The sequence below is a fragment of the Actinoplanes sp. NPDC051388 genome (assembly GCF_055586225.1).
In genome coordinates this window covers 51,251-70,863 of record NZ_JBVJIP010000004.1, presented here as the reverse complement: position 1 = coordinate 70,863, position 19,613 = coordinate 51,251, and the positions used below count along the sequence as shown (strand labels likewise).

At 71.8% G+C, this 19,613-nt stretch carries 22 protein-coding genes; 6 read left to right on the top strand and 16 right to left on the bottom strand.

Annotation, left to right across the window (positions count from 1 at the left end):
* Nucleotides 1-226: 226 nt before the first annotated feature.
* Nucleotides 227-1,507 (top strand): aminotransferase class V-fold PLP-dependent enzyme, encoded by a 1,281-nt coding sequence (locus ACZ6TI_RS12260; protein ID WP_465345077.1) that lies wholly within the window; start codon nucleotides 227-229, stop codon nucleotides 1,505-1,507.
* Here the strand turns inward: ACZ6TI_RS12260 and ACZ6TI_RS12255 are convergent.
* Genes ACZ6TI_RS12255 through ACZ6TI_RS12240 form a run of 4 tightly spaced genes read right to left on the bottom strand, consistent with a single transcriptional unit; the run spans nucleotide 1,504 to nucleotide 6,393 of the window.
* Complete coding sequence (locus tag ACZ6TI_RS12255; RefSeq protein WP_465345076.1) at nucleotides 1,504-2,712, bottom strand: molybdopterin molybdotransferase MoeA; 1,209 nt, start codon at nucleotides 2,710-2,712, stop codon at nucleotides 1,504-1,506. The genes ACZ6TI_RS12260 and ACZ6TI_RS12255 overlap by 4 nt on opposite strands.
* On the bottom strand, nucleotides 2,709-3,869 hold the full coding sequence (locus tag ACZ6TI_RS12250) for a cytochrome P450 (RefSeq protein WP_465345075.1): 1,161 nt from the start codon (nucleotides 3,867-3,869) through the stop codon (nucleotides 2,709-2,711). The genes ACZ6TI_RS12255 and ACZ6TI_RS12250 overlap by 4 nt, the downstream gene beginning before the upstream one ends.
* 23 nt (nucleotides 3,870-3,892) lie before the next feature.
* Nucleotides 3,893-5,074 carry a cytochrome P450 gene (locus ACZ6TI_RS12245; RefSeq protein WP_465345074.1) on the bottom strand — a complete coding sequence of 394 codons (1,182 nt, stop codon included), beginning with the start codon at nucleotides 5,072-5,074 and terminating at the stop codon, nucleotides 3,893-3,895.
* Nucleotides 5,071-6,393: a tetratricopeptide repeat protein gene (locus tag ACZ6TI_RS12240; RefSeq protein WP_465345073.1), complete on the bottom strand. Its 1,323-nt coding sequence runs from the start codon at nucleotides 6,391-6,393 to the stop codon at nucleotides 5,071-5,073. The genes ACZ6TI_RS12245 and ACZ6TI_RS12240 overlap by 4 nt, the downstream gene beginning before the upstream one ends.
* 178 nt (nucleotides 6,394-6,571) lie before the next feature.
* Between ACZ6TI_RS12240 and ACZ6TI_RS12235 the strand changes: the two genes are divergently transcribed.
* Both ACZ6TI_RS12235 and ACZ6TI_RS12230 read left to right on the top strand, forming a co-directional pair.
* Entirely contained in the window at nucleotides 6,572-7,606 is a 1,035-nt protein-coding gene (locus ACZ6TI_RS12235; RefSeq protein ID WP_465345072.1) for a methyltransferase, read from the top strand.
* Nucleotides 7,607-7,691: 85 nt separating this feature from the next.
* Nucleotides 7,692-8,510 carry an endonuclease/exonuclease/phosphatase family protein gene (locus ACZ6TI_RS12230; protein ID WP_465345071.1) on the top strand — a complete coding sequence of 273 codons (819 nt, stop codon included), beginning with the start codon at nucleotides 7,692-7,694 and terminating at the stop codon, nucleotides 8,508-8,510.
* Between the two features lie 129 nt (nucleotides 8,511-8,639).
* Here ACZ6TI_RS12230 and ACZ6TI_RS12225 read toward each other — a convergent pair whose 3' ends face one another.
* The 7 genes from ACZ6TI_RS12225 to ACZ6TI_RS12195 form a co-directional block, all read right to left on the bottom strand.
* Nucleotides 8,640-9,527 (bottom strand): FG-GAP repeat domain-containing protein, encoded by an 888-nt coding sequence (locus ACZ6TI_RS12225; protein ID WP_465345070.1) that lies wholly within the window; start codon nucleotides 9,525-9,527, stop codon nucleotides 8,640-8,642.
* Between the two features lie 81 nt (nucleotides 9,528-9,608).
* A complete protein-coding gene (locus ACZ6TI_RS12220) occupies nucleotides 9,609-10,055 on the bottom strand; it encodes an SRPBCC family protein (protein WP_465345069.1) in 447 nt (148 codons plus the stop codon).
* A 1-nt stretch (nucleotide 10,056) separates the two neighbouring features.
* Entirely contained in the window at nucleotides 10,057-10,404 is a 348-nt protein-coding gene (locus ACZ6TI_RS12215; protein WP_465345068.1) for an ArsR/SmtB family transcription factor, read from the bottom strand.
* Nucleotides 10,401-10,844, bottom strand: coding sequence for an SRPBCC family protein (locus tag ACZ6TI_RS12210; protein ID WP_465345067.1), 444 nt, complete (start codon nucleotides 10,842-10,844; stop codon nucleotides 10,401-10,403). The genes ACZ6TI_RS12215 and ACZ6TI_RS12210 overlap by 4 nt, the downstream gene beginning before the upstream one ends.
* A gap of 37 nt (nucleotides 10,845-10,881) precedes the next feature.
* Nucleotides 10,882-12,090 carry an MFS transporter gene (locus ACZ6TI_RS12205; protein WP_465345066.1) on the bottom strand — a complete coding sequence of 403 codons (1,209 nt, stop codon included), beginning with the start codon at nucleotides 12,088-12,090 and terminating at the stop codon, nucleotides 10,882-10,884.
* Between the two features lie 18 nt (nucleotides 12,091-12,108).
* Nucleotides 12,109-12,447: an ArsR/SmtB family transcription factor gene (locus ACZ6TI_RS12200; RefSeq protein ID WP_465345065.1), complete on the bottom strand. Its 339-nt coding sequence runs from the start codon at nucleotides 12,445-12,447 to the stop codon at nucleotides 12,109-12,111.
* Nucleotides 12,437-12,868, bottom strand: a complete 432-nt coding sequence (locus ACZ6TI_RS12195) for an SRPBCC domain-containing protein (RefSeq protein ID WP_465345064.1) — start codon at nucleotides 12,866-12,868, stop codon at nucleotides 12,437-12,439. Before ACZ6TI_RS12195 ends, ACZ6TI_RS12200 begins: the two co-directional genes overlap by 11 nt.
* Before the next feature lie 40 nt (nucleotides 12,869-12,908).
* Here ACZ6TI_RS12195 and ACZ6TI_RS12190 point away from each other — a divergent pair, with 40 nt between their 5' ends.
* Nucleotides 12,909-13,214 (top strand): hypothetical protein, encoded by a 306-nt coding sequence (locus ACZ6TI_RS12190; RefSeq protein ID WP_465345063.1) that lies wholly within the window; start codon nucleotides 12,909-12,911, stop codon nucleotides 13,212-13,214.
* A gap of 51 nt (nucleotides 13,215-13,265) precedes the next feature.
* Here ACZ6TI_RS12190 and ACZ6TI_RS12185 read toward each other — a convergent pair whose 3' ends face one another.
* Nucleotides 13,266-13,715, bottom strand: a complete 450-nt coding sequence (locus ACZ6TI_RS12185) for a DUF4383 domain-containing protein (protein ID WP_465345062.1) — start codon at nucleotides 13,713-13,715, stop codon at nucleotides 13,266-13,268.
* A 162-nt stretch (nucleotides 13,716-13,877) separates the two neighbouring features.
* Between ACZ6TI_RS12185 and ACZ6TI_RS12180 the strand changes: the two genes are divergently transcribed.
* The gene (locus tag ACZ6TI_RS12180) at nucleotides 13,878-14,699 is read left to right on the top strand and encodes an MBL fold metallo-hydrolase (protein ID WP_465345061.1); all 822 of its coding nucleotides are present in this window, start codon (nucleotides 13,878-13,880) and stop codon (nucleotides 14,697-14,699) included.
* 89 nt (nucleotides 14,700-14,788) lie between these two features.
* On the opposite strand, the gene ACZ6TI_RS12175 is transcribed toward ACZ6TI_RS12180, so the two are convergent.
* From ACZ6TI_RS12175 to ACZ6TI_RS12165, 3 genes are all read right to left on the bottom strand, one after another.
* Nucleotides 14,789-16,171, bottom strand: coding sequence for a hypothetical protein (locus ACZ6TI_RS12175; protein WP_465345060.1), 1,383 nt, complete (start codon nucleotides 16,169-16,171; stop codon nucleotides 14,789-14,791).
* Between the two features lie 387 nt (nucleotides 16,172-16,558).
* Complete coding sequence (locus ACZ6TI_RS12170) at nucleotides 16,559-16,765, bottom strand: hypothetical protein (protein ID WP_465345059.1); 207 nt, start codon at nucleotides 16,763-16,765, stop codon at nucleotides 16,559-16,561.
* Nucleotides 16,766-16,816: 51 nt separating this feature from the next.
* Nucleotides 16,817-17,494, bottom strand: a complete 678-nt coding sequence (locus tag ACZ6TI_RS12165; protein WP_465345058.1) for a sensor histidine kinase — start codon at nucleotides 17,492-17,494, stop codon at nucleotides 16,817-16,819.
* 30 nt (nucleotides 17,495-17,524) lie between these two features.
* On the opposite strand from ACZ6TI_RS12165, the gene ACZ6TI_RS12160 reads away from it, so the two are divergent.
* Nucleotides 17,525-18,169: a response regulator gene (locus ACZ6TI_RS12160; RefSeq protein ID WP_465345057.1), complete on the top strand. Its 645-nt coding sequence runs from the start codon at nucleotides 17,525-17,527 to the stop codon at nucleotides 18,167-18,169.
* A 79-nt stretch (nucleotides 18,170-18,248) separates the two neighbouring features.
* On the opposite strand, the gene ACZ6TI_RS12155 is transcribed toward ACZ6TI_RS12160, so the two are convergent.
* On the bottom strand, nucleotides 18,249-19,508 hold the full coding sequence (locus ACZ6TI_RS12155; protein ID WP_465345056.1) for an Nramp family divalent metal transporter: 1,260 nt from the start codon (nucleotides 19,506-19,508) through the stop codon (nucleotides 18,249-18,251).
* Nucleotides 19,509-19,613: the final 105 nt, after the last annotated feature.

Genomic DNA, 19,613 nt, shown 5'->3' with positions numbered 1-19,613 from the left:
CATGGATTGCTGACCGATCACGATGACTCCCGACATGAGATCCGGCCGCGGGCATCGGATTCGGTGGTGTCTCGGGCCGGAGCGGGGCCGGCCGGCGCGATGGCGTGATGCCGAGCGGAGGACCCGACCATAGGCGATTCCGGCGGCCGGTTGAAGCGGGCGATCAGTGCCGTGGTGGCGGACGCCGCACCAAAACTAGGGTGGCGGGCGGAGAAGGGAGCACCGCGTGACCCAGGCGCAAGCGGCTGTGCGGCAGTTCGATCTGGATGCCATCCGGGCGGATTTCCCGATCCTGCGGCGCCGGGTGCGCGGCGATCACCCACTGATCTATCTCGACTCCGGCGCGACGTCGCAGAAGCCGTTGCGGGTGCTCGACGCCGAGCGCGAATTCTATGCCGGACACAATGCCGGGGCGCACCGCGGCACGCATCTGCTCGCCGAGGAGGCGACGGATGTGTACGAGGGCGCGCGTGCCCGGATCGCGGCGTTCATCGGGGCCGACGCCGCCGAGGTGGTGTTCACGAAGAGCGCGACCGAGGCGATCAACCTGGTCACGTACGCGATCAGCAACGCCTCCACGACGGACGAGGGAGCGGACCGCTTCCGCCTCGGCCCCGGCGACGAGGTCCTGGTGACCGAGCTCGAGCACCACGCGAATCTCGTTCCGTGGCAACAGCTCTGCCGCCGCACCGGCGCGACGCTGCGCTGGGTGCCGGTGACCCCGGAGGGCCGGCTCGACCTGGACGCCGCCGGGCGCCTGATCACCCCGCGCACCCGGTTCGTGGCGGTGACCCACCAGTCGAACGTGACCGGCGCGATCTCCCCGGTGGCCGACATCGTCGAGCGGGCGCACGAGGTCGGCGCGCTGGTGCTGGTCGACGCTGCCCAGTCGGTGCCGCACTTCCCGGTGGACGTGCGGCTGCTGGGCGCCGACTTCCTCTGTTTCTCCGGCCACAAGATGCTCGCCCCGTACGGCACCGGCGTGCTCTTCGGCCGGGCCGAGCTGCTCGCCGCGATGCCGCCGTTCCACACCGGCGGCTCGATGATCGAGATGGTCACGATGGAACGCTCCACCTTCCTGCCGCCCCCGCAGCGCTTCGAGACCGGGGTGCCGCTGGCGGCGCAGGCGGCCGGCCTGGCGGCGGCCTGTGACTACCTCACCGAGCTCGGCATGGCGAACGTCGCCGCGCACGAGGAATCGCTGACCGGCCATGCCCTCGAGACGGTGAGCGCCATCCCCGGCGTGCGCGTCATCGGCCCGGCCACGACCAAGGATCGCGGCAGCTCGGTCTCCTTCGTCGTCGACGGGGTGCACCCGCACGACGTGGGCCAGCACCTCGACGGGCTCGGCATCGCGGTGCGCGCGGGTCACCACTGCGCCTGGCCGCTGCATCGGGCGCTCGGGGCGCAGTCGAGCACGCGGGCGTCGTTCTATCTCTACAACACGCACGCGGAGGTCGACGCGCTCGGCAGCGGCATCCGCGACGCGATCAAGTTCTTCGCCTAGGGCCGTCCATCCGGCGGTAGCGGCAGCGGCACCCACGGCCGGGTCTCGCCGGCCGTTCCCTCGGTGCCGGGCGCGATCACTGCGAACCCGTCGGCACTCACCAGTCCGCGCAGCATCGCCGACGTGTTGTGCCGGACCGGCCGGGCCTCGCCCTCCTCGATCCGGACCGGCACGAGATGGGTGGCCCCGCCGCGGCCGGGAACCCGCGCCGCCAGCCGTGCCGTCGGCAGCGGCCGCCGCACCCGGCCGGCGAGCCCGTGCAGCAGCGGCTGCGCCAGCGTGAGCAGAGAGATGATCGCGGACAGCGGATTGCCCGGCATGGCGACCACGAACCGGGCCCGCCCGCCCGGCTCCGGCACCGCGGCCAGCACCATGGAGAGGCCGGGCCGCACGGCCACCCGATCGATGACGTACCGGCCGCCCAGCGACGCCAGCGCGGCCCGCAGATGGTCGACGGGTCCGTGCATGGTGCCGCCGACGGTGCACACCACGTCGGCGTGCTCCAGCGCCGTCCCGATCGCCGAGGTCTGAGCGTCCAGGGTGTCCTCGACCGGGCCGGACGCGTCCGGCGTGACGGCGCCGAGCCGCCGCAGCCAGGCGGGCAGCTGCGGGCCCATCCCGTCGCGCACCCGTCCCCGGCTCGGCAACCCGGCGGTGCGCAACTCGTCGCCGAACACCACCACCGCGGCCCGGATCGCCGGGGACACCAGGAGCGTGTCGTTGCCGCTCACCGCCGCCAGCCCGATCACCGCCGGGGTCACCGGCTCACCGGCCGCCACCAGGCATTCCCCGCGCGCCGCCTCGTCGCCCGGCTCGCGCCACTCCGGTACGGGCCGGGCCTGCCCGTCCACCCACCCGTCCGGCCGTCGCCGGGCGTCCTCCACCCGGATGATCTGCTCGGTCCCGCCGGGAAGCATGGCGCCGGTGGCGATCTCCACCGCGGCGCCCGCGTCCAGCGGTCCGGGCGCCGACCCGGCCAGCACTTTTCCGGTCACCGGCCACGGACCCCGCCCGCGGACCGCATAACCGTCCATGGTGGATGTCCGCCAGGCCGGCACGTCGCTGCGAGCGGTCAGTGGAGCCGCCAGGGTGAGCCCGTCGGCCCGGGTCAGCGGCACCGCCACCGGCGCCGGCCGGGCGCCGAGTCCCGCTGCGTAAGCGACCGCCCGCGCCTCGGTCCATGCCGGCGGCCCGCCCACGGTCACGCCTGGAACGTGACCGGAAGCGAGGCGATGCTGCGCACCGTGGTGGTGGGCAGCCGGACGGGCGTGCCGGTCAGCCGCAGCGCCGACGGCGCGTCGTGCAGGGCGCGGATCAACTGCCCGAGGGCGAGCTGGCCGAACAGCGATCCGACACACGAGTGCGGACCCCAGCCGAACCCGAGGTGCTTGTTGGGCGTGCGGTCGAGCACGAGCTCCTGCGGCCGCGGAAACTGCACCGGGTCCCGGTTCGCGGCGGCCAGGGCGATGAACACCGGGTCGCCCGGCCGCACCGTGACACCCCGGATCTGTGTCTCGCGGCGTGCCACCCGGCTGGTTGCCTGTGTCGGCCCGTCGTACCGCACGATCTCCTCGACCCCGGTGCCCAGCAGCGCCGGGTCGCCGAGCTGCTCGAAGACGTCGGGTCGCTTGATGAGCAGGTGGGCGACCGTGCCGGAGGCGGCGAAGATGGTGCCGTAGCTGCCGATGAAGAGCAGGCCGATGGTGTTCTTCACGACCGGCAGCGGCACGCCGAGCTCGGTGGCGCGGTTCTTCAGCGTCAGCATCGTGCCGTGGGTGTCCTCCGCGTTGAGCCAGCCGTCGATGAGCGCGCCGAAGGCCTCGCGGGTGCGGCGCTCCGCCGTGCCGTCGTCGGAACCCAGGTCCGCGTCGAACTTGCGGGCCATGCCCTCGCCGATCGCCTTGAAGACCCGCGGGTCCGGGCTGCGGACACCGAGGAACTCGGCGGTGATCGTGCCGGCCAGGGGAGCGGCGACCTCGCTCATCCAGTCGAAGGACGGCCGTGCCGCCACCCCCGCGAAGATCCGGTCGATGCTCGCGCGGACGTTGTGGCCGATCTCCTCGAGGTTCTGGGCGTGGATCGATCCGATGATCAGCCGCCGCAGCTCGGCCTGGCTCGACGATTCGATGTTCTGCACGCCCGCGCCGGACTCGGTGGTGGCCTCGCCGACCCGGCGCGGGTCACGGACGAACAGCTCGGCGTCCATCAGGATGTTGCGGCAGTCCTCATAGCGGGTGACGAACCAGGCGCCGGCCTTCTCGTGCCAGAAGATCGGATGACGCTCCTGGAGGTCCGCGTACACCGGGTACGGATCCTCCAGCATGGCGGGACTGAGCGGGTCGAAGTCGATGACGGAGCTCATGGCTGGCACGCCTTTCGGTGGGTTCAGCGGACCGAGACCTGCAGCCGCGTCGGTCCGCGGCGGTTCAGCAGGCGGTTCCAGGTCGGCTCCTCGACGAGCGCGAGGTCCGGGAAGCGGCGCACCATCCGGCCGAACGTCAGCTGGCCGTGCAGGCGCGCGAGGGCGGCCCCGAAGCACCCGTGGATGCCGCGGGCGAAGGAGAGGTGCTCGTTCGCGCCTTTGCGACGCAGGTCCAGGTCGTCCGCGGTCGGTCCCCACTTGTCCGGGTCGTGGTTCGCCGACGCGAGGGACATGACGATCGCCGTGCCGGCCTCGACCTTGCGGCCGTGGATCTCGATGTCCTCGAGCGGGTAGCGGCCGGTGAGCTGCAGCGGAGCCTCGTACCGGAGGATCTCCTCGACCGCGTTGCGGTCGAGCGCGGGGTCGTCGCGCAGCTCGGCGGCCTGGTCCGGGTTGCGGGTCAGAGCCAGCACGCCGTACGCGAGATGGCTCGCGGTCGGCTCCGGGGCGGACACATTGAGCAGCATGACGTGGTTGACCAGCTCCTCCTCGTCGAAGCCGCCACCGGTGACGGACAGCAGCCGGGAGATGACGTCGTCGCCCGGATGCGCGCGCTTGTGGGCGCACAGCTCACGCAGATAGCCGCGCATCTCGTCCCGGGACCGGACGATCGCGCCGGTCACCTCCGGGGTGGCGATCGGCTCGGTCAGGTTGACGATGTCCGAGGTCCAGGCGTGCAGCTGGGCCCGGTCCTCCACCGGCATGCCGAGCAGCTCGCAGATCGCCTGGAACGGGATCGGGCTCGCGACGTCCGCCAGGAAGTCCGCCTCGCCCTTCTCCTCGAGCACGTCCAGGTGCTCGTCGATGAGCTGGGTGAGCCGGGGCCGGTACGCCTCGATGTGCCCGGGAGTGAGCCCCTTGGACAGCTGCTGGCGCCATCTCGTGTGCTCCGGCGGATCCCGGAACAGGATCACCGAGATGTCCTCGTACGGCAGCTCCAGCTCCGGCCCGGTCTTGAGGTTGCGGTGGTCGACGCTGAACCGGGCCCGATCGTGCAGGAAGGCATCGATGTCCCCGTGCCGGGTGACCAGCCAGACGCCGTCCGGGCCGATGATCCGGTGGCAGGGATCCTCCTCCCGCAGCTGCCGGAAGAAGGGGTAGGGGTTGGCGACGAACGCCGGGTCGAACGGGTTGTAGATGATCATCGCGGGTTCTTCGCCTTCTCGTGGCCGCGCGGCAGGCCCGCCGTGGCGAGGTCGTCGGCATAGCGGACCACCTCGCTCTTCGGGTGGATGTTCTCGAGCGCGGGGATCATTCCTTTGCCGACCTCGGCGGTGATGTCCGGATTGATCTGCAGGATCTGCCGGGTCAGCTCACGGGCGTACGCCTGGTCTCCCTCGCGCTGGTGGAACGCGGTGAGGGCGACCCGGCACAGGATGTTGTCGTCGTTCTCCTGCCGGACCTTCTCCAGCAGCTCGATCGCCTCGGTCTTCCGGCCGGCGCCGTAGTTGATGTAGGCGAGCGCCATCAGCAACCCGTGCGGCGGGAAGGGATCGAGGCGCAGCGCCCGGCGGATCGAGCGGCTGGCCTCCAGGCGCTGGTTGCCCTGGGCGAGCGCGACCCCGCGCATGGCGTGCGGCCAGGTGATGCACGGGTCCGCGATGATCGAGCGATCCTCGTGCTTGACCGCCTCCCGCCAGTTGCCCCGGGAGATCTCGACCACGCCGAGGATTCCGTGGCACGCCCCGGAATCAGCGTCGATCTTGACACCCTGCAGCGCGAGCGACCGGGCGTGGTCGAGATGGCCGTCGTCCAGACTCCAGCCCTGGGTGTGCTCCTGGGTGTACGTTCCGGCGAGGAGGCCATAGGCGTTGGCGTGCCCCGGATCCTCCTCGATGGCCCGCTGGAAGAGGACGCGCGCCTCGAGCAGATTCTTGTGATGCAGCTGGCGCATGTGGTAATAGCCGCGCCAGACCGACTCGACCGAGCGGATGCTGGTCGGCGGCCTGGTCAGCCGGTCGAGCTCGGCCGACTCCAGCTGGAAGCCGACCGCCTTGAGGATCCGCTCGATGATCTCGACCTGGACCGCGTGCATGTCGTCGAGCCCGGCCTCGAACGACTCCGCCCAGAGGGTCTTGCCGGGGTGCGCCTCGATGAGCTCGGCGTCGATGGTGAGCCGGTCCCCTTTGCGCGCCACCGAGCCGCGCAGGATGTACCGGACCCCCAGTTCGGTGCCGATCCGGGTGGGATCCGCGCCGGTTCCCTTGTAGGAGAAGGCGGACTCGGAGGAGATGACGAACACGGCCCGGCTGCTGCGCCCGATGTTCTCGGTCAGACCCGTGGTCACGCCGTCGGTCAGATATTCGTCCTCCTCGCCGGTGCTCTCGAACGGCAGCACCACAATGGATGGTCCATTGTCCGGCGGTGCCGGATTCTTCGGTGGCCGGCTGATTCCCAGGGCGTCGACGACGAGGCCGCGAAGGTATGGGCGCACGTCCCACCGATTTGTGCGAGATCTGCTCATGGTCCCCTCTTTCGCAAGGCCACCCATGGTTGTCACAGCCCTCCGCCGAGCACAACGGCCGGGGAATGCGCGCGCGGATGCCCGGGATCCCTGACGCCGCCGACCATCCGCGCACTCTTGCGACGCGCCGCGGGCGGCTGACAATCTCCCCCTGGTACCGGCCGGAGGAGGAGACCAGATGTCCGACGAGGTCCGCACGAACAGCCGTCCCCGCATCGACGTCGCGTCGGTGCAGCGACTCGCTGAGCTGGCCGACTACGTTGTCCCCTTCGCGATCCGGGCGGTCGGCACGCTGGGCGTGGCCGACCATCTCGTCGACGGGCCGCTGCCGGTCAACGATCTGGCCAAGCGCTGCAACGCGGATCCCGCCGCTCTGGCCCGCGTGCTGCGCGCGGTGGCCGGCAAGGGCATCTTCACCGAGTGCGAACCGGGTGTCTTCGCGCTGACGCCACTGGCTCAGCCGCTGCGCAGCGATCACCCGATCTCGTTGCGCGACGCGTACCCGTTCCTGGTCGGCGACATTCAGGCGTGGGCGCGTTTCGACTACACGCTGCGCACCGGCGCCTCGTCCTTCGAGCACGTCCACGGGATGGGCTACTGGGACTACATGGCGGAACATCCGGACGAGAGCAAGCGATTCGACGGCTCGCAGGCCGCCGGAACCCGGATGGAGGTGCGGACGCTGCTGTCCGCGTACGACTCGTGGCACGAGATGACCACTGTGGTCGACCTCGGCGGTGGCAACGGCACCTTCCTGGCGGGTCTGCTGTCCCGGTTCCGGCATCTGCGGGGCACCCTGTTCGACCAGCCGCACGTCGTGGCGAACGCGCCCGAGGTGCTGCGCGAGGCCGGGCTGACCGATCGGTGCGAGGTCGTGGGCGGCAGTTTCTTCGACGGGGTGCCGGCCGGCGCGGACGCGTACCTGCTCAAGCGGGTGCTGTGGTCGTGGGGCGGGCAACGGGCCCACGAACTGCTCGGCCAGGTCCGTGCGGCGATGCGCGACGACAGCCGGCTGCTGGTGCACGAGCCGGTGGTCTATCCCGGTGACAGCGACGAGGTCGGCCGGGTCTACGACCTCATCCTGCTGGCGATGGGTGGCGGCTGCGCACGCACCGAGGAGGAGCTGACCGCGCTGGTCGAGGGCGCCGGGCTGCGGATCGCCCGGGTGATCCGGACGCCGATGTTCCCGTTGGTCGAGATCGTCCGCGCCTGACCCGCGGGAGGGGTGCCGACTGCGCGTTCGCCTCAGTTGGCCAGTAATCCGGTTTCATTCCCGGCCGGGTGGGAAATTGCGTGCGATGACCGATCACATGGTCCGCGCGATGACGTGGAACATCTGGTGGAGGTTCGGGCCGCACTGGCGCGACCGGCAGCCGGCCATCCGCACGACACTGGAGGGCCTCCGGCCGGACGTCCTGGCGCTGCAGGAGGTCTGGGCCGGTGCCGGCACGACCCAGGCCGAGGAACTGGCGGACGCGCTGGGCATGCGGTCCGTCTTCGCCTCGCCGTCCTACCCGCCCGCGCCGAAGGACGCCGACGTGGCGGACGCGGCCGGCTTCGATCTCGGCATCGCGCTGCTGAGCCGGTGGCCGATCCTCGGTCACGAGGCGCTGGTGATGCCGGCCCGGCACCGCGACTGGGATCCGGTGGCGCTGTGCGTCCGCCTCGATCATCCGGCCGGGCCGCTGCCGGTCGTGGTCGCCTGCCTCGACTACGGCGTCCCGTACACCGACGACCGGATCGCGCAGGGCGCCTTCGTGGCCGACCTCGCCACCGCCCCGCGCTTCGACGGCCCGTGCCCGGTCCTGCTGATGGGCGACCTGAACGCGGCGGTCGACTCGCCGGTGCTGCGGCCGGTGCGCGACGTGCTGACCGACGCGTGGACCGCCGGGCAGGGCGCGGCCGACGCGATCACCCTGCCGTCGACCCATCCGTCGGCGCCGCTGGAGGCCGGGCCCCAGCTGGTCGACCAGCGCATCGACCACATCTTCTTCCGCCCCGGACGCGAGGATCAGCACGTGCTGGTGGAGGGTGTGCGGCTCGCCGGCGAGCCGGTCGGCGGCATCCATCCCTCCGACCATCGGGCCGTGGTCGCCGACCTGCGCTGGCGCGGCTGATGAAGCCCGGCTGTCCGGTGGGCGTCGACCGCCGTTGATCCGCACACCGCGACCGTGTTACCTATGGGGGTTGCGTCGCGGCCGGTCGTCAACGGCCCGCGGCCGCGCCCAGGAACTCGTCCAGCGTCGTCAGGTGGCCAGGAAGTAGTTGTCCCACCCTTCGCCGAAGGTGACCGCCGGGCCGTAGCCGCCGGTCCCGGTGCCGTGCCAGCCGCGCAGCTCGCCGAAGTCGGTGTCGACGGCCACCAGGTCGCCGATCCCGTCGCCGTTCAGGTCGCCCATGCCGGAGATGTTGGCGCTGACCGTGTACGGCGCCCAGCCGCACCCGATCTGCGCGAACGCGCGGAACCCGCCCTGCCCGTCGCCCTCGAACCGGTACAGGCACGCGTTCGGCTCGTCGCCCTCGTTGGCCGCGACCAGGTCCGCGTTGCCGTCGCCGGTGATGTCCCCGGCGCCGGTCATGGTCGCCGCGAAGTTGCGGTATTCGCAGTTGATCCGCTCGCGCGGCCCGAATCCGCCGTTGCCGTCGCCCAACGCCCGGAACAGGCAGCCGTTCCCGTCCCGCACCATGATCAGGTCGCCGTTGCCGTCGTTGTTCAGGTCGCCGGCGCCGTGCAGGCCACGCCAGAACAGATCCCAGCCGCAGCCGAACCTGGTCGCTGCCCCGAAATTGCCGTCGCCGGTGCCGAGCCAGCGATACATGCAGCCGTCCCGGTGGTCGACCGACACCAGGTCGCCGATCCCGTCGCGGTTCAGATCGCCGGGCGCGCTCAAGGCGTACTTGAGATCGCCCCAGCCGCAACCGACCAGTGCGCGCGCGGTGAATCCGCCGCCGGCGACGCCGTTCCAGCGGTAGAGGCAGTCGTTGCCCAGGGGGACGGCCAGGATGTCGCTGATGCCGTCGCTGTTGTAGTCATTGAGCTTGTGGGTGATCGCCGCCCGCGCGGGCGACGCGGGAACGACGAGGCCGGCGCCCAGTGCGAGCAGGGCGACCGCCGCAATCCGAGCCAGTCTCATGCCGACCAGAGTGCGACCGCGGCGCGAGAGATCGCCACCATCCTGCGCGCATGCGTTGCGCATGCGCGCAAGAAAGGCGGCTCAATGCCAGTCGCTGATCTGGACGTCTCGTGGCGCCGGTTGCCCCTCGCCGGTCTCCACCAAGGACTTCAGGCTCATCAGGTACGAGCCCCACTTGGTGCTGCAGTGGTTCATGAACTCGACCGGCTCCGCCCAGCCCTCGTGTGCGAAGAGGACGATCGTGTAGTCGCCGTCCTGCCGCAGCCGGAAGTCGACGGTCGTGCCGATCCACTCCTCGGGGCCGTCGACCACCCGCCACGTCACGCGCTCGGCCGGCTTCGACTCGATGACCTCCATGTCGAAGCCGCCCACCGGTGGGAACCGGAACTGCAGCACGCCACCGACCTCGGCGCTGCCCTTGGTGTCGCCGGTCCACCAGTTCGCCAGCCCATCCACAGTGGTCAGTGCTTTGTAGACCGCGGCGGGCGTGGTGTCCTTGGCTCCGACCCGATGCAGGATGTCCACCATCTCAGTTCTCCTTCGTCTCGTCCTGGGTGCGCTGGATCGCCTCGGCGATCCGCTTGATCCGTCGCAGTCGGGCGTCCCACGCCGACCCGACCGAGGCCAGCTGGGCCACCGCGCGGGCAACCTGGGCGTCGTCCACCCGATATCGCTTCTCCCGGCCGGCCGGCGCGCCGCGCACCAGGCCGGCCCGCTCCAGCACGCCGAGGTGTTTGGCCACCGCCTGCCGGGTCACCGGCAGCTGCCGGCCCAGCGACGTCGCGGTGCCCGGCCCGTCGAGGAGCAGGTCGACCATCCGGCGCCGGGTCGGGTCTCCGATCGCCGACCAGAGATCGTCGTCGACCGCGGTGCTCATCGCGCCGCGACCTTCACCGCATAGGGCGCCAGCCGCGCCAGATAGAAGTCCCAGCCCTTGCCGTGCTCGTCGAACTGCTCCTCGAGGACGGCGATCTCCCAGCCCATCTCGCGGAAGCCGCTCTCGGTCATCCTCAGCAGCGTCCCGCCGCCGGACGGCTTCAGGTCGAACGTGACCAGCAGCGAGTTGCCCGCCGCCGCCACATCGCCGGCCGGGTGCGTCCAGCGGAACGAGAACAATGTCGGCGGCCGCGCCTCGACCACGGTGAACGCCACCACCGTGTCGCCGAACGCGATCCGGCCGGGCGCGCCGGGCGTCATCTCATAGCTCGCCTCGTCCGGCCACCACTCCTTCAGGTGGTCCGGGCTGCTCACCACCTCGAAGACGGTCTCCGGCGACGCCTCGACGAAGATCTCCCGCTCGATCGTTCCGAACTCCATGTGCCCGTCCTCCTGCAACGTTTGGTTGCGCATCACGTTAGTCGGCCTTCACACCAGGAGCAACCATAGGTTGCACTGCGGCGGTCGCGGGTGGGCGCAGGAAGCTGGTCGCCCAGGCGGCCGGGATGGCGAGCACCGCGATGATCAGGCCGGCGATCACCGCGGCCGAGACGCTGAAGCCGCCGATCGCCACGCCGCCGGCGAACGAGCCGGCCGCGATGCCCACGTTGGCCGCGGAGGCGGGCAGCGACTGCGCGACTGCGCCGCCCGGCCCGGCCAGGGCGACCACGCGGACCTGCATCGAGGGCGCCATGCCCATCGCGAACGCGCCCACGGCCAGCAGCGCCAGCGCCACCAGCGCCGCGCTCGCGCCGACGACGTACAGCGTCAGCAGGCAGGCCGCGACGCCGATGGTGCCGACGATCAGGGTGCGCGCGGCGTCGGTGTCGGCGAACCGGCCGCCGCCCCACGAGCCGGCCGCGGTGGCCACCCCGTAGGCCAGCAGGAACACGCTGACCAGGCCGCCGGAGACGCCGGTGACGGTCTGCAGGAACGGCACGATGTAGGTCAGCGCGGCGTACACCGACGCGAAGATCAGCGCGGTCAGCCCCAGCACGGCGAGCACCCGCGGCGCGAGCGCGTGCCGCAGTTGGCCGGCCGCACCGCCGCCGGTGCTCGGCACGGACGGCACGACCGCCAGCGTGGCGACCAGCGCGCCGACCGCCAGCACGATGGCCGCGGCGAACGAGCCACGCCAGCCCAGCGCCTGCCCGGCCAGCGTGCCCAGCGGCACACCGAGCGCTCCCGAGACGGTGATGCCGCACATCACCACGGCGATGGCCCGGCCGGTGCGCTCCGGCGGCACGACCGCGCTGCCGGTGGTGAAGGCCGCGGCGATGAACACGCCCTGGAACGCGCCGGTCAGCACGCGGGCCACCACGAACAGGGCGAAGCCGGTGGTCAGCACCGCGGCCAGGTTGCCCGCGACGAACAAGACGAGGGCGCCGGCCAGGACGGTCCGTCGATCCAGGCGGATGGTCACGGCGGTCAGAACCGGACCGCCGAGAGCGAGACCCATCGCGTACGCGGTGACGAGCGCACCGGCCGCCGGGATGGAGACCCGCAGGTCGGCGGCGATCAGGTCGAGCACGCCGACGACCAGCAGCTCGGTGCTGCCGATCACGAACATGCCGAGGAACAGGGTGGCCAGGGCCAGGTTCGGGCGGCCCGCCCGTGGCGTACTCATCGGAATGGCCTTTCGAAGTCAGGATCGCTCACCGTCGAGGTGGCTGGTCAACGCGTCGAGCCGGTCGTCCCAGTCGCGTGCCAGCGCGGTCAGGAACTGCTGCGCCACCCGCATCGGGGCGGAACGCAGCCGGAAGCGCACCCGGCGCCGCTCGCCGGGCTCGGCCGTGACCAGACCGGCCTCGGCCAGCAGGCCCAGATGCTTGGCGACGGCCTGCCGGGTGATCGGCAGCCGGCCGGCCAGATCGGTCGCGGTCGCCGGGCCCTTCGCGGCCAGCTCGGCCAGGATCGACCGGCGGGTCGGATCGGCCAGGGCCGCGAAGACCTGCTCGGCCACGGCCTCGATGTCAGGACGCATCGAGGTAGGCCACCAGCTCGGCGAGCTCCTTGCCCCAGCCCTCGACGTTGCCGCCGTAGGCCTTGTCGAAGGTCTCCTGGGCCAGCTGCGCGAAGCCGGACTCGACCACGGTGAGCCGGGTGCCGCCGTCGATCGGCTCGAGGGTGAACTCGACATACGTCCGGCGCGGGTCGCCCTCGTCGAGACCGTGGATGTCCCAGGTGAAGGCGAACACGGCCGGCTCGTCGAGGCGCTCGATGCGCAGCTCGGCGGTGTCGCCGCTGTCCCACGACAGATGCACGGCGCCGCCCTCGCGCCGGTCGACGGTCGCCCGGTTGCCGAACCAGGTGCCCAGCCCCTCGGCGGTGGTGATCGCCGCCCAGACCTTCCGCGGCGGGTGGGCGACCTCGACGACGCGCTCGATGCGATCGGGAAAAGCCATCACGACCTCCAGCTAGTAGCAACTCAACGGTTGCAACACTATGGCAACCGATCGGTTGCGTCAAGAGGTGTTGATCGGGCCGCTTTTCGGTGTTCGGGGCGAGGCCATGTGGGGTCAGGCGCCCGGCGGATGTTTCGGCTACTCGCACGCGATGGGCGGCTGCGACCTGAGCCGGGTCACCTTCTTCGGCGCCGCCGCGGCCAACGCGCTGATGGCCGCGCACCGGCAGGCTCGGGCGGTCGGAAGTGACTTCTTCCTTCGTGGCGCACGGGGGATGGCCGACCTGGTGCTGGGCATCATCGATCCGGAAGGGGCGGTCCCGCGCCGGCCCGGCGACGACGGGTGAGCCTGGCCGGTGTGGTGCCGCTGCCCCCCAGCAAGCGGCACCACACCGTGATCATGCGGAGACGGAACGACGACGCGTGGTGAGCAGGCCGAGGGCGATCATGCCCAGGCCGAGGAACAGGTGCAGCCAGTTGTCGGCGCCGTTGACCGGCACGAAGTTGGCGGCGCTGCCGTGGTCGATGAGCAGACCGTAGAGCCACAGGACCAGATAGACGGCGCCGCCGCCGATCAGGAAGAGGCGGGCGCCGGAGACCGTGCGGGCCATGGCCACGCCGGCGATGCCGAACAGCAGGTGCACGAGATTGTGCAGGATGGACACCTGGAAGACACCGAGCAGTTTCGCGCCGGACTCGTGACCCGCGAAGGTCATCAGGTCGTAGTCGGTGGTGATGCCGGGTATGAAGCCGAGGACACCGACCAGCAGGAACACGATTCCGACGGCGAGCGCCGTGGTTTGGACGAGAGCGCGGCGAGAGGTTGTCCGCGCGCGGGAAGTAGCCATGAAACACCTCCGGTAGGGATGACGGAGCGCGCATACCCGGACTGTTCGCGGCCATACGTGTCGGCTCCGACAATTTGCGGACGGCCGACCACAAAGGTCGATCGATCGCCGGACCGGTGTGAACGCCTCGCTCCGGGGTACGCGGGCGACGGAGGTGGAGACGTGGCGGAAGCGGCTGAACCGCAGGCGAGCATCACGTTCGTGGGCAATGCGACGACGGTGTTGCGGCTCGGGGACTTCACGGTGCTGACCGATCCGAACTTCGTGACCGCCGGCAGCCGGCTGCACCTCGGCTACGGCGCCTGGACGAAGCGGATCCTCGATCCCGCGCTGTCGGTGGCGCAGTTGCCACGCCTGGACGCCGTCCTGCTGTCCCATCTGCACGCCGACCACTTCGATCGGGTGGCACGCGACCAGTTGCCGAGACCCACCCCGATCATCACCACGCCCCAGGCGGTGCGGCGGCTGCGCCGCTGGGAGTTCCGGGCTGTTCGCGGCCTGCCGACCTGGGAGACCCACGACTGGAGCCGCGGCCGCCAGCGGCTGCGCGTCACCGCCGTGCCGGGGCGCCACGGCCCGGGGTTCGCCGACCGCCTGCTGCCGGACGTCATGGGCTCGGTGGTGGAGCTCCTGATCGACGACGTGTGCCGGATCCGGCTCTACATCACCGGCGACACCCTGCACCGGCCGTTTCTGGCCGATGTCCCGCGCCGGTGCGGCGACATCGACGCCATGGTCATCCACCTGGGCGGCACCCGGCTGCTCGGCATGCTGCTCACCATGGACGACCGGCAGGGCGTCGCGCTGACCGAGATGATCCGGCCCGGGCTCACCGTTCCGGTGCATCACGACGACTACACGGTGTTCACGTCGCCCCTGGCGGACTATCTGGCCAGGGCGCGGGAGCACGGCCTGTCCGGCGTGCGGCCGATCAGCCGCGGCGACACCATGCCCTTGCCGCTGCGCGCGGGCGCCGGCGGCTGACGATCACCGGAGGCCTGGCGCGGCCGGTGTCACGGCGTATCGGCTCCGAGCCGGGCGGCGGGCATCGACCGGCGGTTGATCCACACTTTTCAGACGACCAGCAGACCGAGCGGTGCTCCGGTGCGCGTCAGCTGCCGGACCGCCTCGGCGGCCGGCATCGGCGGGAGCTGCGGGCCGGACGCGGCCAGCGTGGAGAGAAACCAGGTCGCGTGGCGTGGCGCGGCGGGCAACATCGGGTACCGCCCGGCGATCGCGGTGTCCACTGTGCCCCGGCGACGGGCGAACGCGGCCACCGATCGCCACTGCCGCAGCGGGGCGGTGTCGTCGTGCAGGGTGCCCGGCGGTTCGGGCAGCACACTGACCTCGTCGAACGGCTCACTGCCGGCCAGCCACAGTTGCGCGGCGTCGGTGACCGTTCGCGACGACGACTCACACCAGTACGGCACCGACCCGGTGGCGATCGTCTGCCACGGGTCCATCATCCGGCCGGTGCCGACGAAGCACCGGCGGCCTCCGTTCGAGGGCCGCAGCCACGCCCGGTACAGGTCGGCCACGCAGGCGCTGAGCGCCTGCGCGTTCTGATAGAGCACGCGGTGGACGGCCGTTCCGGTATCGGCGCTCAGCTGGCGGAGTTCGGCTTCCAGCCGGGGCTCGCCGCTGGTGTCCGCGTATTGCGACGGGATGCCGGGGCTCACGGCCGGCCAGTCCCGCACGCCGATGCCGGACAACAGTCCCCGGAACGACGGGCAGGCCAGGGTGTAGTGGTCCGGACGCCAGCCGGTGGTCGGGGTGCCGATCTGGAAGCCGTAGCCGCTCGGCCCGTCCAGCACCGGCCAGGTGCGCAGGTCGCGGATCAGCACCGCGGTGCCGTCCGGGGTGAGCCGCGACCGCAGGAACTCCCGGTACGCGTCCGGCAGCGTGCGCCAGCGCACCTGCAGGGAAACCGTGGCGCCGCACAGCGATCCGCGCAGCACGGGATCGTGCACCTGACGAACGGTGACCTGCGGATTGCGGGCGAGGATGCGTTGCGCGAGCCGGGTTCCCCAGTCCATCGCCGCGATCCAGTTCCCGGCCCCGCCGCCCGGCCACCGGACGCTCAGCGTGAAGGACGTGGGCAGCCAGGCCGCGCCGCAGGCGGCCGCCAGGTGCACGGCCGCCCCGTGCGGGGAGCCGAGGATCACCGCCGGGTAGGTGGGATCCGGGTAGTGCTGCACGATCCAGCGGGCGACCGCCTCGGCGTCGATCCGATCGACCTGCGCCAGCGGCACCGCGTCGCCGGTGGCGTGGGCCGCCAGCACCTCGCGGCGGCGTTCGTCCGGCAGGTCCCCACGACGGCCCAGCAGCGGGACCCGGCTGAGCGCGTCGCCGGTGCGCCGGTCCGGCGGCACCGCCATCGCGAGCAGCGTTCGGCCCGTGCTCTCGGGGCACATCACCCGGTCCACCGGCGTGGCGGCGTCGAGGTTGGAGGTCATGCAGCAGCACCGCCGTACGTCTGGAGAAGGCCGGGATCGTCACCGCGGGCCGCCTACCCGCTGTCCCTGCGGGCAAACGGAACCGACCTGTCGTGGTCTCAGTTCGCGGCGCTGCTCGCGTCCACATAGCGCAGGACCGCGCCGACGCCGTGCTCCAGGGCGCCTCGCCGGGTCCGATCAGGACCAGGCTCGCCCCGGTGCCGGCGATCGCACGCACCAGTGCGGCGTCGGCCCGGAGCTGCTGGCACCAGTGGGGGCCGCCCAGGGTGCGCGCCGCTTCTTGACGCCCGATCGATGCGCCTCTCGGAGGCGCGAACGGGCTGTACCCGGTCTGCCGGGTGATACACGAATCGCACGATGTCGATCACTGGTGGTCGCCTCTTCGAGTCAGAGCAGCCGGGGCGTCGAGTCCGGGCGGGCGAGCGCGGGAGCCGAGGCGCGCCGCAGCCGGCGGTCGCGGAGCAGGGGGACCGACCACACCGCGGTGATCGCGGCGGCCAGCAGGCCGGTGGCCAGGTCCGCGCGACCGTTGAGCATCAGTGCGAGCAGGTAGGCCGCGGTCACGGCGGTCCGGGCGAGCAGTGCGATGGACATGGCGATGATCCTTTCGCGGGTGGGCGTCGGTCGATCGGGGGTTGCCAGGGGTCAACGGCGAGGCCGGGCCAGGGTCACCTCGACGGCCACCCCTCGCGGGGCCAGCCGGCGGGCGCGGATGGTGCCACCGTTGGCGGCGACGAGTTGGCGCACCACCCACAGCCCCAGACCCTTCTCGCCGGCCGGGGGGACGGACCGGCGCAGCGATCGGGTCAGGTCCGGGGTCAGGGTGCCGGCGTCGGTGACGGTCAGCTTCAGCCGGCGCCGATGGGTGTCGGCCTCCAGGTGGATCGGCTCGCCGGGCGGGCTGTGCCGATCGGCGTTGGTCAGCAGATTGATCAGGATCTGACCGGCGTGCTGCCGGTGCACCGGATGCTCGCCGGCGGTCCGGCCGACCCGGATGACGAGGCGGTCGGCGGGGACGACCGCCGCCACCATCGGCAGGATCCGGTGGAACGCGACCGGCGGGGTGGTGGCGCCGGTCAGGCCGTACGCGGCCGCGGCGGCCTGCCGGAGGACCGCCTCCGCGTAGGCGACGTGTTCGCCGGCCAGCCGTGCCAGGTCCGCGCGGGCCGGCTCGGACGGGTGCGTCCCCAGCGCCTGCATCAGTGAGGTGAGTGTGGACACCGGAGGCCTCAACTCGTGACAGACACTGCGCAGCAGGAGCAGGCCGGGGTCGGCCGGCCGCGGCCGGTGCGTCATCCGCCATCGCCGGCTCAGAAGGGACATGGCGTGCTCCGGATCGGGCAAGTAGCGAACATGCTGAACGGTCGTGCCGTCGGAGTCGCCCTGGTCGATGACCACCCGTTGTTCGTCCGCGGGCTCGAACTGCTGCTTCCCGAGGTGAGCGGCGGGCAGTTCACCGTGGTCGCCTCGACCGGGGACGCCTCGGCTGCGGCGAGCATGGTCCGGCGCGTGGTGCCCGACCTGGTGCTGGTGGACCTGCACATGCCGCCGCCCGGCGGGGTGCGGGCGGTGGCCGCCATCCGGCACGCCGCGCCCCGCGTGCGAATCGTGGCGATGTCCGGCGACGACGACCCGCGGCCGGCGCTCGCGGCGTTGCGGGCAGGCGCCGAGGGCTTCCTGCCGAAGAGCAGCGAGGCCGCGGACCTGCTGCAACCGTTGCTCGCGGTGCTGGGCGGCTGGTCGGTCCTGCCGTCCGGCCTGCTCGCCACGCTCCTCGCACCGGCCCGGGGAACCCGCCCGGCGCCCGCGGACCTCGACGAGTCGGAACGCCGCCTGCTGCATCTCATCGCGGCCGGTGCGACCACCGGCACCATCGCGGCCGAGCTGCACGTCTCGGAACGTACGGTCAAGCGGCTGACCGCGACGCTGCTGCGCAAGCTGCGGGTGTCGAGCCGGACGGAGGCCGCGGCGCTGGCCGGGAGCGCCGGGATCCTCTGAGATCGGCGGATCGTCGTCATCTCACTCCTTCGATGCCTGCGGAGCCCGGCGACTTCCCGCACATCGCCGGACCAAACCGTCATCCGGCGACGGTGTGCAGGACCAGCACGACGTTCAGCGCGATGATCAGTGCCGCCACGGCGGTGGCGGTCGCGGTCACCGCCGGGCTGTTCGTGTGCTCGCCCATCACGTCGCGGCGCCGGGTCAGCCAGATCAGCGGGACGAGCGCGAACGGGACTCCGAAGGACAGCGCCACCTGGGACCACACCAGTGCCTCGGTCGGGTCGACGCCGAGCAGCAGCACGATCATCGCCGGCGCCATCGTGAGGATGCGGCGCACCGACAGCGGGATGCTGCGCCCGATGAAGCCCTGCATGACGACCTGTCCGGCATAGGTTCCGACACTCGAGGACGCCAGGCCGGAGGCGAGCAGGGCGACGGCGAACGCCAGTGCGGCGTACCGGTCGAGGGTCATCCCCAGGCCGGCGTGGATGCCGTCCAGGGTGTCGGTGCCGGGGATGCGGGTTCCGAAGAAGAGCTGGGCGGCGATGACCAGCATGGCCAGATTGACCAGCCCGGCGGCGCCGAGCGCGACGAGGGTGTCGACCCGCTGGCAGCGCAGTGCCCGCCGGCGCTCGTCCGGGCCGGCGGCCATGACCGTCCGCGACTTGGTCAGCGCCGAGTGCAGGTAGATGACGTGCGGCATGACGGTCGCGCCGAGAATGCCGGTGGCCAGCACCAGGCTGTCCGTCCCGGACAGGGAGGGGACCATGCCGGTGGCGAGCGCGCCGGTGTCGACGCCCGCGCGCAGAGTGTCGTACAGGAAGCCGAGCAGGATGACGCCCAGCAGCCCGGCGATCACCGTCTCGAAGCGGCGCACCCCACGGCGCTGAAGGGTCAGCAGCGCGAACGCGACCACGCACGTGATCAGGCCACCGATCGGCAGCGGGACCTGGAACAGCAGGTTCAGCGCCAGAGCGCCACCGATGATCTCGGCGAGGTCGGTGGCCATGGCCACGAGCTCCGCCTGCACCCACAGGGCCCGGTTGAGCGGACGGGGAAAGCGGGCCCGGCAGAGCTGCGGCAGGTCGAGGCCGGTGACGAAGCCGAGCTTGGCGGACAGCGACTGGATCAGCATGGCCATCAGGTTGGCGGCGACGATCACCCAGACCAGCTGGTAGCCGAAGGTGGCGCCGCCGGTGAAGTTGGTGGCGAAGTTGCCCGGGTCGGCGTAGGCGATCGCGGCCACGAAGGCCGGACCGAACCACGGCGCCATCCGGGCGATGCGCCGCCGCAGGGGTGGCGACACCGCGACCGGTGCGGGTGTGTCGACGGCCATGAGTCTCTCCCCGGGTGCGCGCGGCGATGCTGCCGGACACATGCCCGCGGCGGTGACCTGGCCGGGCCATCGCTGGCCCGCCGGGGCCACGACGCCGGGTAGCCC

Bases quoted from the DNA above. Each gene is read 5' to 3' on its own strand.
- ACZ6TI_RS12250 (WP_465345075.1), bottom strand. From the start codon at position 3,869: ATGAGCTCCGTCATCGACTTCGACCCGCTCAGTCCCGCCATGCTGGAG.
- ACZ6TI_RS12245 (WP_465345074.1), bottom strand. From the start codon at position 5,074: ATGATCATCTACAACCCGTTCGACCCGGCGTTCGTCGCCAACCCCTAC.
- ACZ6TI_RS12240 (WP_465345073.1), bottom strand. From the start codon at position 6,393: ATGAGCAGATCTCGCACAAATCGGTGGGACGTGCGCCCATACCTTCGC.
- ACZ6TI_RS12235 (WP_465345072.1), top strand. From the start codon at position 6,572: ATGTCCGACGAGGTCCGCACGAACAGCCGTCCCCGCATCGACGTCGCG.
- ACZ6TI_RS12230 (WP_465345071.1), top strand. From the start codon at position 7,692: ATGACCGATCACATGGTCCGCGCGATGACGTGGAACATCTGGTGGAGG.
- ACZ6TI_RS12225 (WP_465345070.1), bottom strand. From the start codon at position 9,527: ATGAGACTGGCTCGGATTGCGGCGGTCGCCCTGCTCGCACTGGGCGCC.
- ACZ6TI_RS12220 (WP_465345069.1), bottom strand. From the start codon at position 10,055: ATGGTGGACATCCTGCATCGGGTCGGAGCCAAGGACACCACGCCCGCC.
- ACZ6TI_RS12215 (WP_465345068.1), bottom strand. From the start codon at position 10,404: ATGAGCACCGCGGTCGACGACGATCTCTGGTCGGCGATCGGAGACCCG.
- ACZ6TI_RS12210 (WP_465345067.1), bottom strand. From the start codon at position 10,844: ATGGAGTTCGGAACGATCGAGCGGGAGATCTTCGTCGAGGCGTCGCCG.
- ACZ6TI_RS12205 (WP_465345066.1), bottom strand. From the start codon at position 12,090: ATGAGTACGCCACGGGCGGGCCGCCCGAACCTGGCCCTGGCCACCCTG.
- ACZ6TI_RS12200 (WP_465345065.1), bottom strand. From the start codon at position 12,447: ATGCGTCCTGACATCGAGGCCGTGGCCGAGCAGGTCTTCGCGGCCCTG.
- ACZ6TI_RS12195 (WP_465345064.1), bottom strand. From the start codon at position 12,868: ATGGCTTTTCCCGATCGCATCGAGCGCGTCGTCGAGGTCGCCCACCCG.
- ACZ6TI_RS12190 (WP_465345063.1), top strand. From the start codon at position 12,909: ATGGCAACCGATCGGTTGCGTCAAGAGGTGTTGATCGGGCCGCTTTTC.
- ACZ6TI_RS12185 (WP_465345062.1), bottom strand. From the start codon at position 13,715: ATGGCTACTTCCCGCGCGCGGACAACCTCTCGCCGCGCTCTCGTCCAA.
- ACZ6TI_RS12175 (WP_465345060.1), bottom strand. From the start codon at position 16,171: ATGACCTCCAACCTCGACGCCGCCACGCCGGTGGACCGGGTGATGTGC.
- ACZ6TI_RS12170 (WP_465345059.1), bottom strand. From the start codon at position 16,765: ATGTCCATCGCACTGCTCGCCCGGACCGCCGTGACCGCGGCCTACCTG.
- ACZ6TI_RS12165 (WP_465345058.1), bottom strand. From the start codon at position 17,494: ATGTCCCTTCTGAGCCGGCGATGGCGGATGACGCACCGGCCGCGGCCG.
- ACZ6TI_RS12160 (WP_465345057.1), top strand. From the start codon at position 17,525: ATGCTGAACGGTCGTGCCGTCGGAGTCGCCCTGGTCGATGACCACCCG.
- ACZ6TI_RS12155 (WP_465345056.1), bottom strand. From the start codon at position 19,508: ATGGCCGTCGACACACCCGCACCGGTCGCGGTGTCGCCACCCCTGCGG.